The organism is Vibrio sp. B172a (genome assembly GCF_030248355.1).
Classification (GTDB): Bacteria; Pseudomonadota; Gammaproteobacteria; order Enterobacterales; family Vibrionaceae; genus Vibrio; species Vibrio owensii.
In genome coordinates this window covers 17958-32586 of record NZ_JAHGAC010000037.1, presented here as the reverse complement: position 1 = coordinate 32586, position 14629 = coordinate 17958, and the positions used below count along the sequence as shown (strand labels likewise).

Here is a 14629-nt window from a genome sequence, read left to right as displayed (position 1 = left end):
TTCTGCTTCTGCTTCTGCTAGGACAGCCTCAACATTCTCTGGTTCTTGTTCAACCGTTGTTTTTTCTTCTGCTTGCTCGGCAACGTCTTCTGTTGGTTGTTGCTCGGCGGCAGGTGCTTCCACTGCTTCTTCTTTTACTGATTCTTCAGTTGTCGGTTTTTGGCTTTGCTCTTCATCACCAAAACCTAGCCACGAAAGTAATCCGCGCTTCTTTTTTTCCGTCATCTGGGGCTATCCTAGATTGTCTTCTTATCTATTAATGACTCTTTTCTGACAAGATTATTATCTTTACTGAAAAGGCGAATGACAAAGTTATGAAAACTTTCCAATTAGGTGAATCTAATCTTATTAGTGTTACACTCTGTCATCTTGAATATTCTGGGCTGTATCCAAGCTCAAAGCTTGGGCGATTGGATATAGTATCACTTTATTAGCGGTCAAAAAATCTATGGTAAGACGTCGCCAGCAAAACTCATCACAAAAAAAGCCAACAACAGGCTTTGTGCGCATTATTAGTGGCTTATGGAGAGGCAGAAAGCTCCCTGTTCATGATGCAGAAGGCTTACGCCCAACCACGGATCGCGTAAAAGAAACCCTGTTTAACTGGTTGGCTCAAGATGTCCCACAAGCGAAGTGTCTTGATTTGTTCGCTGGCTCTGGTGGCCTTGGCTTCGAATCCGCTTCTCGCCAAGCCGAACTTGTGACTATGATTGAGCTAAACCCACAAGCATTTCAGCAACTGCAAAAAAATGTGTCCTCTTTGAATGCCAATAACATTCACGTTGTGAACACCGACGCTATCAGCTTTTTGAAGCAACCGGGGACACCGCACCACGTAGTATTCATCGATCCGCCGTTCCGCAAAGGATTATTGGATGAAACCGTGACCTTGCTGGAGCAAAACGGCTGGCTTGCTGAAGATGCGATGATTTATATTGAAACGGAAAAAGAGCTAAGCATTGCTGGGCTGCCAGAAAGCTGGCGCTTGCACCGCGAAAAAACGGCAGGCCAAGTGAGTTATCGTTTATACGAACGTTCACCAGCTTCACGCCTCGATTTAAAAGGATAGTTAAATGAAAGCACTATTGATACTGGCTAAAGCGGCCATCGCCTTCGTATGGTTCGTGTTAATCCTCAACTTCTTTATGCCATTCCCTGGTAAAGCGGCGATTGCGTTGTACATAATGACCGCTTTCTTATTCATCATGCACGGTCTGCAAATGGCCATCTTTATTGGTGCATTTGGTGACAAGATTAAGATGAGCGCATGGGAAAAGTATTCGATTTTGATTTTTGGCATCTTTGCTCTGCTCGACATTCGCCGCAAGCATATGATGTAAAAGCCTCAGATAAACAAAAGCCGCTCACAAGAGCGGCTTTTTTGTATTTGTTTGGCGCTAGCCTAGGTAGCTTTTCACACCATCAAGGAACATTTGGGTAGAAATCATGACCAACAGCAAGCCCATCAAACGCTCGACGGCTTTTAAGCCACGCTCACCCAAAATACGGTGGAAGAAACTGTAGAACATCAAGATAAAGAACGTCGCCCCCCACGCAATCAACACCGCGGCGGAAAGCTCCATAATTTTGTCTGGGTGTTGAGAGGAAAGCAAAAGCAACGCGGCAATCACAGACGGCCCCGCAATCATCGGAATCGCCATCGGCACAATAAACGGTTCTTCACCCGCAGCAAGCCCAGTAATGCTGCCTGCGCTTGGGAAAATCATCTTAATCGCGATGATAAACAGGATGATACCGCCAGAAATACTCAAGGTCTCAGGCTGAACATGAAGGAAGCTCATGATGCTTTGTCCTGCGAACAAGAACAGCATCAAAATCATCAAGGCGAACAGCAACTCTCGGATCAATACTTTTCGGCGACGCTTCGCATCAAGGTGTTTAAGAATGGAGAGCACAATCGGCAAGTTACCGAGCGGATCCATAATAAGAAACAGCATGGTCGCTGCAGAAAGAATGTCCATGTTCTGACCTCGACGGAAAAATTGGCGGCCAGTATAACAAAGTGATTGAGTGAATATATGGTTGAAGGCGAAATGAATGTATCGCCTTCATTAATGATGGGTTAGCCGCCGCTTAGTGATTACAAACACGCGCCATATTGACGACAAACTTACCTTCCAGTTCGCGTACTTTTTCACGCTTTAGTAAAAACTCTAGCAATGCATCTAAGTCTAGATCATTCAGCTTGCAGGTATGAAAACGCACTTCACTACCAAAGTGAGCCGCCAGCTCATCACGATTCATAGGGGTTTCACGAAGTAGGTTCAGTAAGTTGTGAGCATGAATTTCAGTCATTATCGACTCCAGTCATTAAATGGAATCCACCCAGTTTACTCAAAACGTAGCCGCTGACTTTGACCTAAGTTAGTAAATGATAGAGGCAACAATAAGTGCATGAGCCAAGAAGTAACTGCCACTTACCCAAACATACGCTCGCTTCATCGGTTTACGATATCCATGTATCGCATAGGCTAAGGCGGAATAAATCATGACTAGAGTGCCGCTAAAGCCGAGAGCATTGGCAAAGCTCGGCACTTGTAACCATACCTCTCCTGCTGCCCAGGCTAACTGAACCAACATGATACCCATGATAACGACAGGAAAAACCATGGAATCTAGTTGAGGGAGTAACAAGAAGAAGGCGACGATACTCGCTGCAAGAAGCAAAGCTAATAGCCACCAAACGATGTCACCATTGAGCTGAACCCAGAACGATTTGCTGTAACAGATTTGCGCCAGTAGATAACCAGCAAAATAGAGAGGTTTTCGAGATTTAAACGAATGGAGGGTATCGGCGAACATTGAAACCAATAAGCCACCAGCAATCCAGTAGGTGTGAGGTGCCGAAGCCCCCTCCGTGAGTGCCAGAACCAGCAGCAATAGCAGAGTAAAGATTTTAAATGCCAGAGACTGTGTCGGATTGGCCTGCTTTGCCCCCAACACGGAATATACTCCTGATAGCCCTATCGCTAACCAACTCCACATGCCGATACACCTTTCACGTAATCTCGCCGCTAGTCTAGGTAGACCAATCTTGATGTAAAGACACAATCAGTGAAAGTTGGATCTCGATAGCGAATCACGACGTTTTGTAAACGGATCTTACTCAATTAGTGATTATCGTTTTTCTCACAATTATTGAGCCCAACTATCTGACTTTGAATGTTATGGATAATTTCATCAAAAGACCTAACCTTCAGAAATTGAAAAACAAACCGCCAATCTGTTCGCCATACAACCGTTATGAGCAAATAACCGACACAAAAGCTAGATCCACCACCTCTGACCACTCAGAAAGGTAAAAACACCGTCCCATAACAAGATAAACAACTATTGGCTCAACAATTGTGTAGAGTAAAAATTCAAACAATCACACTTAACTACCTGATATAACAAAGCATAATCCAGAAAAACAATAAAAACCTAACCTTAGCTATTGTGGATTAAAGCTAAACCCTTTTGGTGCTGAGATTTTCTCATTGAATAGGAAAAAGCGAACAAGATGGACGTCCATAAATGTGAGCCTCATTAGCATAAAAGCTAATTTTCTCAACTTTTGAGAAATTCAGTAAAAATAGCCAACCAACCTCCCCACTGACACAAGAAACACTATTTCATCATAAGATTACTCATATTTAACATATAAAAATCATATACTTAAAAGACAAAAGAAGATAAAAACAACAAGTCGAACACTTAAAGAACAGCACAAAAAACACAGTTTTATTAGTCAATTCAGGGTAAAAACACTTAAGTTAAGTGCGAGTTTTGAAAACTTTTCCGCTTTGAAGTTGATCAAAGCTCAAAAACAGTGCTATATTATTTACATCGAGTTCATCAATGATTTTAGGGGTAGTGTTATGATTTCTTCTTCTCAAAAACAAGGGCTGGTAATGATTGCAGTGGTTGTTGGTTTAATGACACTGCCAATGATGTACTAAGTTACTGTTTCCAATAAAAAAGGGACGCTTTCGCGTCCCTTTTTTATTATTCAAATTTTACTGTCTACAAATGCTTAACTAGAATGTCCCAATGCATGTAGTAAAAGCCGAGCGCAGCAAGCGTTATCAAGGCCATTAACAAAATCGCCGCTCGCCAAATAAAGCGTGAACTTCTCGGTGTAAGCTCTTTTTCGCATGCATCACATGCCGCTAAAAAGCCTTTTCGATCGTCCAGTTTATAATCCTCTTCGTGAACAACCTTATTCCGCACTGTTGCGATAAAACGCAGCTTTGCTACCACATCATGTGGTAAGCGCTCCTCGCAGCTAGTGATCAATTGATGTAGCCCTTTCCCTTCTGCATGGTATTGCGTGCGCAGAAGTTTTTCGATCGTTCGGGTACGCATGACTACTTTCTCAATATCTGACATCGTAACCCTCCTTACTGACCTTTCCTTTGTCCGTCATTTCATTCTTCTATAAATTTAGAGCTTTTTCGAGCGGTTAGGTGCAAATTTCCTTTTAAATTGTGCTCTTGCACGCATATAAAATGTGAAGTGCGCCGAATAAAATCTACGACACTTTTACTAGATCACGAATAATTTATCTCAACTCATAGTTTAATCAGGGAGTTCTGTAAAATAGGCACCAATGAAACATTGGAGGTTATCATGCCAATCTCACTTATTTTGGCTCTGTTCGCCCTGATCGCACTCGGTGCATGGGCATTTTTCCGCTTCTATAGCAAACATTACTTTGGTGAAGACGCGCCAGAACAAAGCGCGCAAGTGACCATCTTAGACAAGCAAGCCATAGAAGTTCCGGATGCCGAGTTAGGTCAAGACGACCAAGAATATTGGATCTACGTTCAACGTGGCGCTATTGGCCCTAAGCGCGAATTCCAAATCGGTGTGCACTATTACCACGCGCTGAATCCTGGTGATAAAGGCACACTGACCTACCGTGGCGACAAGTTTTTACACTTCGCCCTAAAACGCTAACCTACGGCAACAGCCAACGAGTCTTGGCGGATTTCGAGAATAGATAGCTCATCCCCAAGGCTCCTGCACCACTCAAAACAATCCACACCGGAATCACCCACGCAGGGTGACCTTCATACCAACCAAACGCTTTCATCGGCCACAAAAAGATTGGATGTAACAAATAAATCCCTAAGCTGTGCTGACTAATAAAGCTCACTACTTTTTGTGTCTTCGGTGCCAAACCTTCACCGAAGTAGCGACATAACATAAAGATCATTGATGCCGCTAAAATCACATTCAATGTTTTGTAAGAGAACCAGCGCCCTACGGTGTACTTGTCCAATTCCAAACTGTTGGTCACCACCATGGTGAAAGTCACGGCCAAAGCGACTAACCCTAAGCCAGTAAAGATCGAAACGGTAGAGCGACTGAGAGGCATCTTTTTAAATAGCACATAGCCGAGCGGCAAATACCCCATGTAAAGCCAGTATTGATTGCTCCAAGGACCATCAATCTTAAATAGGAACAAAGTGCTGGTCAGCAGCCAAACAGCAAGATACGCATAGAGAACGTTATCATCGCAATTGCGGACCACCCATTGGAATAACGGAATAACAAAATAGAGCGGGATAAAGTAGTAGAAGAATCCAAGGTGGTAGTAAGTCGCATGATGTGGGCTATTACCAACGACTTCTTTGACGGTCTCGAAATCAAAACCTTGCGCTGTCCAACCAGATAGATAGGCGTAGAACATCGACCAAACTAAGAAAGGCACCAACACTTTACCCAAACGCCGTTTAACGTAGTACTTGGCATCAAAAGGACGCGTATCACTGAGCATCAGCGCACCAGTGATCAAAATGAATACGGGCACCGCCCAGCGAGTCACACTGTTTACGCCTACCGCTGTCAACCATTGGTCAAATGGAATCACTCCCAACTCATTACGATATGGCGCTAACACATGAATGGCAATCACCGCGACCGCAGCGACACAACGTAATAAGTCGAAAAACAGAACCCTTTCTCTCATACCCTTACCTACTTTGATTGGCTTTACGTCTATAGCATAGGGTAATTTTCATCCAGTGAAATAGTTAACAATCTGTTTTTGCTTATTTTTAACTCAGCGATGACGCACCAATATCATTGATTTGCACAATGGTTAGCGATAAATCCTATTGTACAAATAGGATCAGCCCCCTAAGCTTTCTCGGATATGAAACAGATTTAACCGTTTTATTCCATTAGGATGCTGGACAGATTATTAAGAGAGGTCTTTATGAAGAAAACATTATTAGCGTCACTGGTTTGTGTAGTGGCTTTAGCTGGATGTAATCAAAAGGAAGAGACCGTGGCACCAACACAATCGCAACCGGAAGCGAACCCTATCTGCAGCGCTGAAAACCTTGCTGGCGGCTGGTCACAAGGTGAAGTAACACCTGAAGCTCAGCAAGCACTCGACTTTGTACTTGGTCAGATGAATACCGCGGCTAAGCTAAAAGAGATCTTAAGCGTACGAACTCAAGTGGTGAATGGTCTTAACTACGCCATTGAATTCGAAATGGACAATGGTGAAGTATGGAACACCATCGTTTACCGCTCACTGAAAGGTGATATGGAAATGACGCAACCTGCACAACAAGGTCGTCTTTGCCCATAAGCAAGACTTGCTGATTTGCGATACTGAATCGTAAAAACAAAATGGCTCCCAATATGGAGCCATTTTTTATTTCTAACTCGTAAACCGATTTAAGCCGTAGCCACTTTGGCTTTTGGTAGCTTGATAGAAATTAGCGTTGTTAGCGCTAAGAAAGCAAATGACACCCACAGACATGCCGCTAGACCCGCTTCTTGGTAAATCCAACCAGACAGAACCGTACCGATCAAACGTCCCATCGCATTCGCCATATAGTAGAAGCCAACATCCAGTGATACTCCATCGCCTTTCGCATAACTAACGATCAGGTAAGAGTGCAGAGATGAGTTCACTGCGAACACAGCGCCGAAAATCATCAAGCCCACCACAATAACAAGCTCTGGTTGCCAACCGATTTGCACGCCATAAGCAATCGCACCAGTGATGACGGCAAGAATACCTGCCCAAATTAATGCCGCGCTGCCATCTGGCACTCGACCTTGTGCTTTGCCAGTAATACGAGGCGCAAAACCTTGAACGAATCCGTAAGCAATCACCCAAGCCGCAAGGAAGCCACCCACCATCAAGTGATCCCAACCAAACACGCTGCCAAGATAAATCGGGAGTGCAACAACAAACCACACATCACGAGCGCCAAATAGGAACATACGTGCAGCGGAAAGAATGTTCACCGATTCTAACTTAGAGAAAATTTGACGGAACTTAGGTTTGCTCTTCGCCTTACCCATATCCGCTTCTAGCCAGATCAAGCTGCATACAAACACAACAGCCAGCACACTTGCCATGATGACCATCGAAGTTTGGAAACCAAACGCCGACAGCAACAAACCACCAACAAAGAAACCCGCACCTTTCAGCGCATTCTTCGAGCCCGTTAAGATCGCAACCCACTTATAAAGTGCACCTTGCTGCTCGTCTGGCACCAAAGTTTTGATCGCGCTCTTGGCACTCATCTTATTTAAGTCTTTGGCAATACCTGAAATTGCCTGCGCCGCCATTACCCAAGGAATGGTCAACCAAGCATTGGGCACTGCCAGCATCAGCAAGGCAAAAATCTGCATCCCTAAGCCGACGTTCATGGTTTTGTTCAAACCAAGTCGAGCACCTAGCCAGCCACCAACCAAGTTGGTCACTACGCCAAAAAATTCATAGAAAAGGAACAGCGAAGCAATGGCTAAGCTTGAGTAGCCTAAGTCATGGAAGTAAAGCACCACCAGCATACGGAGTGCACCATCCGTCACAGTGAAGTTCCAATAGTTGAACGTCACCAGCATATACTGACGGATACTTTTACTTAGTTTTGAAATCATAACGACCTCAGATGTACAGCGTTTAGAGCATTTAGATCATGATGTTCCAAATGCTCTATGACCTGAACACCAGCATTGAGCCATCTCAGTACTGGCGCTAAATTGTGAAACAAGAACTGATGAGGAATTTAAATATTATTCATTAATAAACAATAATTTAAATACAAAACCAATAAACAAGAATCACATAAATTGGTAAGCCATTACGGCATAAAGAGAGCTTTTAGATCATGATGTTCCAAAAGCCCGATAAGCTGATCAAGCGTTTTGAGCCACACGCTCGATGTACTCAACTTGTACTGGCTTTGTGAAAGCACCAGGACGCAGCGCTTGCACTTCACGTACGATGTCTTCTAGCGCCCAATCTTTCTCTAGCAGTAGGTGCGCAGCGAACAAACCTGTGCGACCAGAGCCACCCATACAGTGCATTGCAACCTTGCCACCTTGAGCTAGAATCGCGTGCAGTTCAGGACTCGCTTGCGACCATTTTGCAGCGAACTCTTCGCCCGGAGCACAGTCATCTTCAATCTCAATTTGGAACCATTTCATGCCCAATTGTTGAGTCAATTCACCCAACGCAGACACGTCTTTTGCTGCTAGTTCAGCATTATCAAGGGCAGTAACAATCGCTTCTACGCCTTGCGCTTTTAGTTGCTCTAGCGAAGCTTGCAGTTCAACACCTTTGGTACCAGGACATGGAGTCAGTACCAAAGCGCCCGTTTCTAAATCTAATTGCCATGTAGGATGAGACATCTTAAAACTCCTTATGCCATACCAACGTTACGAACCAATTCTGCAGTACGCGTCGCGTAACCCATTTCGTTATCGTACCAAGCGTAAATCTTCACCATACGAGAGCCCACAACCATGGTTGATTGCGCATCAACTATCGTTGAACGTTGGTCGCCTTTGTAATCGATAGAAACCAATGGACGCTCTTCAAAGCCAAGAATGCCTTTTAGCTCGCCTTCAGAAGCTTCTTTCAGTAGTTCGTTAACCTCTTCAACCGTGGTGTCACGTTTCACATCAAAAATGATGTCAGTAAGTGAGGCGTTTGCTAGAGGAACACGAACCGCGTGACCGTTAATCTTGTCTTTCAACTCTGGGAAGATTTCAACAATCGCTTTTGCACTGCCCGTTGTGGTTGGGATTAGGCTCATGCCACATGCACGTGCACGACGTAGGTCTTTGTGCGGCGCATCCAGAATCGTTTGTGTGTTAGTTAAATCGTGAATCGTTGTGAATGACGATTGTTCAATGCCCAGTTTCTCGTGAATCACTTTCACTACTGGTGCAATACAGTTCGTTGTACAAGACGCTGCGGTTACGATGCGGTGCTGCGCTGGGTCGAAGATGTGGTCGTTCACACCCACGACGATGTTAGCTACGCCGTCTTCTTTTACTGGTGCGCTAACAACAACACGTTTTACGCCTTGTTCTAGGTATTTGTTTAGGAATGAGGTTTTGCGATGAACGCCCGTTGCTTCAATCACAACATCACATTGACCCCAGTTCACCGCATCGATATCACGCTCTTGTGAAGTCGTGATGCGCTTACCGTTGATCACCATGTCTGTGCCTTCAACTTGCACTGCATGGTTCCAACGACCTTGAACTGAATCGAACTCAAGTAAGTGGCCAAGCGTCGCTGCATCACCCGCTACATCGTTGATGTGTACGAACTCTAGCTCTGGCCAATCAAACGCTGCGCGTAATGCCAAACGACCAATTCGACCGAAACCGTTAATACCTACTTTAATCGTCATAATCTTCTACCTTTAAGCTTTCGCTGGTTAACAGCACGCTGCACGAGCTTTGTCTTGCAAACGTGAAATATCGTCTTGGTACTCTTGCTTTAAGCAGTTCGAGGCCACCAAGTCATCAATCAATTTTTGCATCCATCCCGGTAATTGATCTGACAGCTCGTAGTACACCCATTGCCCCTGGCGTTTATCAACTAAAATACCATTTGATCTTAGCTGAGCCAGATGGCGAGAAATCTTTGGTTGGCTTTCTTGTAGCGCATGGGCTAAATCACCAACACAGGTTTCCCCTTCACGAACCACCAGCATTAAGCAACGCACACGAGTCTCGTCGGAAAGAAGTTTGAAGAACTGATGTGGAAGCATACTTACATACCTATATATGGATATGCGTATATAGTTATTTAAAAATGGGATGCCGTCAAGCGATCGTGCCCGACTGTAATAAAAGTTTAATATTTGATCAGATTAGGCGCCAGAAAAGGTCTGACTCCAGCGCACAGCTTCGCCAAGTTCAGACTTCACATCATCAACAGAAAGACCGAGTTGCTGGGAGAATTGCTCCACGCCAGCCCAGTCTGCACGCTCGTAGCACTCTTCAATTGCCAGTAACGCGCCGTATTCACCTTGGCGATGCAACAAAGCTTGCTGCACGGAAGGACTTAACGGTAACTGGCCAACTAAAGATTCGACAGACAAATCGAGCATGGCATCGAGAATCGACAACAAGCCAACCATAAAACCCTGCTCGTTGAGATGCGAAAGAGGTTGATAGCGCGACATGGCTTCGCAGAATTGAGCGCGTTGCAAAGATAAGTTGTACAACTCACGCGGCTTCTTACTAGAGATATAAGAGGCCACCACCAGCGAGACAAACATTTTGAGCTTCTCTTGCCCAAGGTAAATCAAAGCTTGGCGGAATGAAGTAATGGTCACTTCTAATGTGGTCGATTGCGTGTTTACAAAACGCAGTAACTTGTACGACAGCGTGACATCTTGAGTAATGATGTTTTCAATCCGATCGAAGTCAGGATCGGGAACACACACTTCTCTAAATAACTTAAGTGCCAGTACTTGCTCGGGGCTCACATATTTAGTCTGCATCACTTCCGGCTTACTGAAGAAGTAACCTTGGAAGAATTTAAAGCCCGCCTCTTTAGTCGCTTCAAACTCGGCTTCGGTTTCGACCCGCTCAGCCAAGAAGTGGTATTTGGTGCGCTTTTTGGTGTGCTTCTTAACTAAATCGCACGCATTTTTCAGCCCCATCGCCATGATGTCGAGTTTCACGATATGAACATAAGGCAGAAAACGACGCCATTCGTCAGTCAAAGTGAAATCATCGAGCGCGATCAAGTAGCCTTCACGGTACAGTTCGCGAATGGCTTCAAGCAGTTCATCGGTTGGTTGGCAGGTTTCGAGTACCTCAACCACGATTTTGTTTTTCGGCAAACTTCTTGGCAGCCGACGCAGCAAACTTTGGTGAGGAAAATTGATGAAGCATCGCGAAGATGCAATCAGAGGATTGGTTCCGACAGAGAGAAAGTTCTCTACTATCAATCGGTATGTCGCCCTGTTTGAATCGATGTGTGCAGGATAGGCATTACTTTCACCATCACGGAACAACAACTCATATCCCAGCGTCTGTCTTTTTCGATTAAAGATAGGCTGGCGGGCGACATACGCATTTTTCATTCGAAATTATTGTGCTTTTTATAATTTGTTACTTAGCTGCCGCTAATAATGCACCACATCCCATGAACATTGAACCGAATACTTTATTAATTTTGCCCATGATCTTATCTGAGCGAATAAAGCGCCCCATTTGTGCAGCCAAACTGGTGTAACCCAGCATCACAAACGCATCAATGGTTACTGTGGTCACACCCAATACCAATAGCTGCGTCAATTGGTCTTTCGCTGGGTCGATAAACTGTGGAAACAGTGCCACCAAGAAGACGATCGATTTTGGGTTTGTCAGGTTAATAAGAATGGCTTTGTACAACAGAGAAGTGCCTGACATGGCTTTGTGGCTTTCGGTTGCAACCAAGCCGGACGTATCACGCCACTTTTGAATGCCAAGCCACACAAGGTAAGCCGCACCCACCCACTTGATCACGGTAAATGCCGTTGCCGATTGTGCGACCAACGCACCGATACCAGCACCAACCAGAGCAATATGAATCGCCAAACCGATTTGTAAACCAACGATAGCACCCAATGACTTGCGCGTGCCGTAACTCAAACCATTGCTGATTGAGTTGACGGTACCAGATCCCGGAGCCAGACTAAAAACGATTGCTGTTACCACATAGGCTAACCAAACGTGGGTATCCATTGCATTTCCTCAATAATTCTTCGATGATACATCGCGTAAACAACGTATCTTCAGGTAATCGACTAATGGCTATTAACCATTCACCTTTGACTTATACTCAAGAGACTTTATTTGAGCAAGCAATAGGTGGTCCGATCGCAGCACTTTGGCAAGAACGCCAAGAAGGCTTTGTAAAAGGGACAGAGAAAAAGAAAATCTACTGGTGCAAACTCACCAATCCTGAGCACACAAAAGCCGTGCTGATCGTCAACGGTCGCATTGAAGCTTCCTGGAAATACCAAGAACTGTTCTACGACCTGTACCGACAGGGTTATGACGTGTATTCGTTTGACCACCGAGGACAAGGTTTATCAGATCGCCTAATTCCAGACTCAGACATGGGTCACGTCTATGACTTTAATGATTACATTGAAGATATGGAATTAGTACTGCAGCAGCTTGATTTAAGCAGATACCAAAAGCGCTTTATCATTGCTCACTCAATGGGCGGCGCGATCGCCACACGCTACCTGCAAACACATCCAGAGCACAACTTTGATGGTTTGATTCTGAGTTCCCCAATGTTTGGTATCAACCTACCGTGGTATCTCAGCCCTATCGCGATTCCGGTCAGCCAAATCTTAGCGGCAGTTTCGACAAAACCTAGCTATGCTCCGGGACATAAGGCGTATTACACAAAACCGTTTGAAGATAACCCCCTTAGCCAAAGCTACGATCGTTATCATTGGTTTCGTGGCTTATACAACGACAAACCCGAGCTGCAAGTTGGTGGGCCAAGCACTCGCTGGGTTTGGCAAGGTTTAATGGCTGCTAAGCAATGTATTTTGCTGACACGCCAAATTAAAGTTCCGGTTTTATTGGTTCAGTCAGGCAATGATCGCATCGTGAGTAACGCCGCGCAGCAACGCTTTATCGATAAGCTAAGTAAGACCAACCCCAATGCCAACCTAGTTTCGATTGCTGGTGCAGAGCACGAAATTTTGTTCGAAAAAGACCAGTATCGTAATCAAGCTCTGGACGCTGTCTTTTCCTTTATGCGTGCTCAAAGCGCATAAAATGAATTAAAGAGGAAATACGAGGTCTGCGATTTACCCTCTTTTTCCTCCTTATTTTGGCGTAAACTTCATCATGTTCCCCGCACTCGGAGCAGTACGACCTAGTCAATCTACTGCGCTCCGTGTGCAATCAACCTGTTCTACTCTATCCGAACCGTTTACGAGGGCTTCATGAGCACATCGCTACCTTGCAAAGAGATCACTAAAATCGTTGCCTCAGATCTGGATGGCACTTTACTCGCACCAAACCACCAGCTAAGCGCTTACTCGAAAGAGACGCTCAAAGCGCTGCATGAACAAGGCTACACATTTGTCTTTGCAACGGGTCGCCACCACGTAGACGTCGCAAGCATTCGTCGCACGGTAGGTATTCCGGCTTACATGATCACTTCAAACGGTGCACGTGTGCACGACCAGAATGATCAAGAGATGTACAGCCAGAACGTACCGGAAGATTTGGTGCAGCCAGTGATCGACACGATCAAAACGGATCCTGAAATACTTATCCACATGTACCAAAACGACGACTGGTTGCTGAACAAAGACGACGAACAACTGCGTGATTTCCATGAAGAGTTCACTTACAAGTTGTACGACCAAGACAATGCGCCAACCGACGGCATTGCAAAAGTGTTCTTCACCCACCCAGCGCAAGACCATGAACACCTTGTTACCTTCGAAACGAAGCTGCGTGAACAGTTTGGCGATCGACTAAACATCGCATTCTCAACACCTTGGTGTTTGGAAGTAATGAGTGCGGGTGTTTCTAAAGGTGACGCTCTAAAAGCAGTGGCAGAATCAATTGGTTTGACACTAGAAAACACCATCGCGTTTGGTGACGGCATGAACGACGTAGAAATGCTATCGATGGCGGGTAAAGGTTTGGTGATGGGCACCTCCCACGAGAAAGTGATGAAAGCACTACCAAACAATGAAGTGATCGGCAGCAACTCCGACGATGCGGTTGCACACTACCTGCAAGATCATCTGCTATAACCTGTATTGGCTACCAACAGCAGGTTATCGGCAAAATTACAAAGGGCTGCACTATGCAGCCCTTTTATTTTATCGCTGACTCGGCAACTTCTCTTTGCCGAGGATTGCTTGCCACTCTTCTTCGCTCACCGGCATGATCGATAAGCGATTACCGCGTTTCACCAATGGCATGTTTTCTAACTCTGGCATCGCCTTCATGACCGATAACGGAATCAAGCGTTCAGTCTTACGCACAAACTCAATATCCACCATTATCCAACGTGGACTTTCTGGGTCGGATTTCGGGTCGTAATAATCGCTCTCTAGGTCAAACTGGAAATGATCGGGATACGCTTCACGGGTCACTTTGGCAATACCTGCCACACCCACGTTCTTGCAAGAGGAATGGTAAATCAGCACCAAGTCGCCCAATTTGACTTGGTCACGCATCATATTACGCGCCTGGTAATTACGAACTCCCTCCCAACATGAAACCTTTTGGGTTCGAAGCGTGTCAATAGAAAAGGTATCTGGTTCTGTTTTAAATAACCAATATGCCATAATGCCATCCGATGCAGATTGAGTAA

At 45.1% G+C, this 14629-nt stretch carries 18 protein-coding genes and 1 pseudogene; 6 read left to right on the top strand and 13 right to left on the bottom strand.

Features of this window, described 5'->3' with window-relative positions; genetic code table 11:
- Positions 1-225: pseudogene (locus KIT90_RS26555) on the bottom strand (signal recognition particle-docking protein FtsY); the annotation flags it as partial.
- A 223-nt stretch (positions 226-448) separates the two neighbouring features.
- Here KIT90_RS26555 and rsmD point away from each other — a divergent pair.
- Entirely contained in the window at positions 449-1069 is a 621-nt protein-coding gene (gene rsmD, locus KIT90_RS26550; protein WP_285379558.1) for a 16S rRNA (guanine(966)-N(2))-methyltransferase RsmD, read from the top strand.
- Positions 1070-1073: 4 nt separating this feature from the next.
- Positions 1074-1340, top strand: coding sequence for a DUF1145 domain-containing protein (locus KIT90_RS26545; RefSeq protein WP_005438504.1), 267 nt, complete (start codon positions 1074-1076; stop codon positions 1338-1340).
- A gap of 57 nt (positions 1341-1397) precedes the next feature.
- On the opposite strand, the gene KIT90_RS26540 is transcribed toward KIT90_RS26545, so the two are convergent.
- The 4 genes from KIT90_RS26540 to KIT90_RS26525 form a co-directional block, all read right to left on the bottom strand.
- A complete protein-coding gene (locus KIT90_RS26540) occupies positions 1398-1982 on the bottom strand; it encodes a YhgN family NAAT transporter (RefSeq protein WP_005438505.1) in 585 nt (194 codons plus the stop codon).
- Positions 1983-2094: 112 nt separating this feature from the next.
- Positions 2095-2316, bottom strand: coding sequence for a YecH family metal-binding protein (locus tag KIT90_RS26535; protein ID WP_005438506.1), 222 nt, complete (start codon positions 2314-2316; stop codon positions 2095-2097).
- Between the two features lie 69 nt (positions 2317-2385).
- Positions 2386-3006 carry a lysoplasmalogenase gene (locus KIT90_RS26530; RefSeq protein ID WP_020197731.1) on the bottom strand — a complete coding sequence of 207 codons (621 nt, stop codon included), beginning with the start codon at positions 3004-3006 and terminating at the stop codon, positions 2386-2388.
- Positions 3007-4026: 1020 nt separating this feature from the next.
- Positions 4027-4392: a hypothetical protein gene (locus tag KIT90_RS26525; RefSeq protein ID WP_005430355.1), complete on the bottom strand. Its 366-nt coding sequence runs from the start codon at positions 4390-4392 to the stop codon at positions 4027-4029.
- Between the two features lie 240 nt (positions 4393-4632).
- Between KIT90_RS26525 and KIT90_RS26520 the strand changes: the two genes are divergently transcribed.
- Positions 4633-4962 (top strand): DUF2500 domain-containing protein, encoded by a 330-nt coding sequence (locus KIT90_RS26520; protein WP_005438509.1) that lies wholly within the window; start codon positions 4633-4635, stop codon positions 4960-4962.
- Between the two features lies 1 nt (position 4963).
- Here the strand turns inward: KIT90_RS26520 and KIT90_RS26515 are convergent, their stop codons facing one another.
- Complete coding sequence (locus KIT90_RS26515) at positions 4964-5977, bottom strand: acyltransferase (protein WP_020197733.1); 1014 nt, start codon at positions 5975-5977, stop codon at positions 4964-4966.
- Between the two features lie 249 nt (positions 5978-6226).
- Here KIT90_RS26515 and KIT90_RS26510 point away from each other — a divergent pair, with 249 nt between their 5' ends.
- Complete coding sequence (locus KIT90_RS26510) at positions 6227-6607, top strand: cystatin domain-containing protein (RefSeq protein ID WP_038896757.1); 381 nt, start codon at positions 6227-6229, stop codon at positions 6605-6607.
- 89 nt (positions 6608-6696) lie between these two features.
- Here KIT90_RS26510 and arsJ read toward each other — a convergent pair whose 3' ends face one another.
- From arsJ to rhtB, 6 genes are all read right to left on the bottom strand, one after another.
- Entirely contained in the window at positions 6697-7914 is a 1218-nt protein-coding gene (arsJ, locus tag KIT90_RS26505; RefSeq protein WP_285379553.1) for an organoarsenical effux MFS transporter ArsJ, read from the bottom strand.
- 258 nt (positions 7915-8172) lie between these two features.
- A complete protein-coding gene (locus tag KIT90_RS26500; RefSeq protein WP_038881516.1) occupies positions 8173-8667 on the bottom strand; it encodes a cyclin-dependent kinase inhibitor 3 family protein in 495 nt (164 codons plus the stop codon).
- An 11-nt stretch (positions 8668-8678) separates the two neighbouring features.
- Positions 8679-9680 (bottom strand): ArsJ-associated glyceraldehyde-3-phosphate dehydrogenase, encoded by a 1002-nt coding sequence (locus KIT90_RS26495; RefSeq protein ID WP_285379551.1) that lies wholly within the window; start codon positions 9678-9680, stop codon positions 8679-8681.
- Positions 9681-9707: 27 nt separating this feature from the next.
- Positions 9708-10043 (bottom strand): metalloregulator ArsR/SmtB family transcription factor, encoded by a 336-nt coding sequence (locus KIT90_RS26490; RefSeq protein WP_009705162.1) that lies wholly within the window; start codon positions 10041-10043, stop codon positions 9708-9710.
- A gap of 102 nt (positions 10044-10145) precedes the next feature.
- A complete protein-coding gene (locus tag KIT90_RS26485; protein ID WP_005438532.1) occupies positions 10146-11369 on the bottom strand; it encodes an EAL and HDOD domain-containing protein in 1224 nt (407 codons plus the stop codon).
- Between the two features lie 28 nt (positions 11370-11397).
- Positions 11398-12012 (bottom strand): homoserine/homoserine lactone efflux protein, encoded by a 615-nt coding sequence (rhtB, locus tag KIT90_RS26480; protein ID WP_005430372.1) that lies wholly within the window; start codon positions 12010-12012, stop codon positions 11398-11400.
- Between the two features lie 65 nt (positions 12013-12077).
- On the opposite strand from rhtB, the gene KIT90_RS26475 reads away from it, so the two are divergent.
- Entirely contained in the window at positions 12078-13067 is a 990-nt protein-coding gene (locus KIT90_RS26475; RefSeq protein WP_285379548.1) for an alpha/beta fold hydrolase, read from the top strand.
- 171 nt (positions 13068-13238) lie between these two features.
- Positions 13239-14063, top strand: a complete 825-nt coding sequence (locus tag KIT90_RS26470; protein WP_285379545.1) for a Cof-type HAD-IIB family hydrolase — start codon at positions 13239-13241, stop codon at positions 14061-14063.
- Positions 14064-14132: 69 nt separating this feature from the next.
- Here the strand turns inward: KIT90_RS26470 and KIT90_RS26465 are convergent, their stop codons facing one another.
- Complete coding sequence (locus KIT90_RS26465) at positions 14133-14603, bottom strand: EVE domain-containing protein (protein ID WP_285379543.1); 471 nt, start codon at positions 14601-14603, stop codon at positions 14133-14135.
- Between the last annotated feature and the right edge of the window lie 26 nt (positions 14604-14629).